This window comes from Aquiflexum sp. (assembly GCF_977115555.1).
Window position 1 is genome coordinate 1 of sequence record NZ_CDSBKL010000552.1, and the last position, 2,177, is coordinate 2,177.

Here is a 2,177-nt window from a genome sequence, read left to right on the forward strand (position 1 = left end):
TTTCTTCACGAAAATTCACAAAAACAGATATTGCTTGGTGAAGTAGCCGAATTGATGCATATGACACCGACTTATTTTTGCCGTTGGTTTAAGCAGGGGACAGGACATACATTGATAACCTACCTTAATAAACTCCGGATTGAAAATGCAACAAGGTATCTGGTCAGTACGGATAGCAATGTATCCGAAATAGCTTTCCTGACGGGATTTGAACATGCGACTCATTTTAACCGAATTTTCAAAAAGGAAAAAAACATTTCTCCGCAAGCCTATAGGAAGCAGTTTAAGAAGTGATTTTTCAGAATTTTGATTTTGAAATGGAATTTCTGAACCCTACCTCAATTTTTTTGACTGTTTAGAAACCAAATAATTTTGATCAATAATTCACTTTCATCCCATTCTCTTTTCGATAATTTCCTTTTTGGATTGAAAATCTCCTTTTTTTCTTCAAATTATAATTTCAATTTCCTAGGCTAAAAAAACCCCTATCCCATGAATTCGATTATTTCCAGTTTCAGCATAAATAAAATCAGCGTTGGATTGAAGATATTGGTTTTGAGTTTTTATATGTTTGAATCAATTGCCCAGACATCCGGCGTCCCACAGATCGGTGCCTGTGCCGGATATAAGGATGGGGAAATTTTAGCCAATGCCGGGTTCTCCTTTATCGAAGAAAATGTGCAGTCTTTTCTTGTTCCGACCAAGAGTGAGGAAGAATTTGACCAAATTTTGCAAGCTTCCAAATCGTCTCCATTGCCCATCCAAGCTTTTATCATTTTCCTTCCCGGAAGCTTAAAAAGTGTGGGTCCCAATGCCGTCCACGAGGAGATTGTGGACTTTGCAGAGGTTGTTTTTCGCCGTGCACAAAAAGCAGGAGGGAAGTTGGTGGTTTTTGGAAGCAGTGGGTCCAGGTCTGTTCCTGATGGGTTTTCGAAAGAAGAAGCTACCGCTCAAATGATTGATTTGGGGAAAATGCTAGGGCCTGTGGCTGCTAAGTATGATGTGACGGTTGTTTTGGAATCCCTCAACAAAAAAGAATGCAATTTTATCAATAGCCTCAGTGAGGCAGGAGAGATCGTCAAGGCTGTGGACCATCCCAATTACAGGTTGCTCGCGGACATCTACCATATGAAAATGGAGGGTGAAGGACCCGAAAGCATCCTGAATTACGGCCATCTCATCAAACATGTCCACGTGGCTGAGAAAGAAGGCCGGGCCGTTCCCGGAACCCACGGAGAGGATTTGAGCCTATATTATCAGGCATTGAAACTGTCAGGATATGAGGGTTTGATTTCTTTGGAAAGCAGATGGGAAAACATGGAAAATCAGGCTGCCAAAGCCATTGAAACGATAAAAAAGCAATGGTAAATAATATAATGTCAAAATTTTAAGTGGATTTGTTAGATTAATCATCTGTTTTGAATTCTATCCAATGTTCAACGGATTAAAAAAGAAAATCCTTTTCTATTTTACCAATTTGCATTGGAAAAAAGATACTCTGTGAAACACTCAAATTAAAAACCATACCTGATTTCAAAATTCCTGTTAACATGAAACAACCCAAAAAAGAATCTTCTGACCAATCAAGGCGGAATTTCATAAAAAACGCAGCCATAGCTTCTTCCATCTTTATTGTTCCGCGTCACGTCTTGGGAGGCGTTGGATTTACTGCGCCTAGTGACCAATTGAATCTCGCTGCTATCGGTGCCGGTGGTAAAGGAACAAGCGACATTTTCAATGCTTCAGTGAATGGTAGAGAAAGAGTAGTGGCATTGTGTGACGTGGATTTTTCAGGTTCTGCCAAGAAATCTGTGGAGAATTTTCCCAAAGCAAAACTCTATGCCGATTACAGAGAAATGCTTGAAAAGGAAAAAGACATTGATGCGGTGACTATTTCAACTCCCGACCATGTACATGGTCCGGCAGCAGCTTTTGCCATGGCAAAAGGAAAGCACGTCTATGTACAGAAGCCTATGACGCACAACATCCGTGAAGCCAGAATGCTGACCGAAATGGCGAGAACAAACAAGATTGTCACGCAAATGGGCAATCAGGGAGCTTCCAATCCCCTGCTTGACATGGTCAAAAAATGGGTGGATTCAGGCAAATTGGGAAAAATTTCCAAAGTGCAAATCTGGACCAACAGGCCTGTTTGGCCACAGGGAGGACCTTTTCCT

At 41.0% G+C, this 2,177-nt stretch carries 3 protein-coding genes; all 3 read left to right on the forward strand.

Translation table 11 applies throughout. The annotated features are described in order from the left end of the window. A partial coding sequence (locus ACZFYI_RS19460) for a helix-turn-helix transcriptional regulator (RefSeq protein ID WP_462525783.1) occupies nucleotides 1-294 on the forward strand: 294 nt, incomplete at its 5' end. Between the two features lie 198 nt (nucleotides 295-492). Beyond that, nucleotides 493-1,368 (forward strand): sugar phosphate isomerase/epimerase family protein, encoded by an 876-nt coding sequence (locus ACZFYI_RS19465; protein ID WP_462525784.1) that lies wholly within the window; start codon nucleotides 493-495, stop codon nucleotides 1,366-1,368. 182 nt (nucleotides 1,369-1,550) lie between these two features. After that, nucleotides 1,551-2,177 (forward strand): Gfo/Idh/MocA family protein (locus tag ACZFYI_RS19470; protein ID WP_462525785.1); only part of this gene is annotated, 627 nt, incomplete at its 3' end.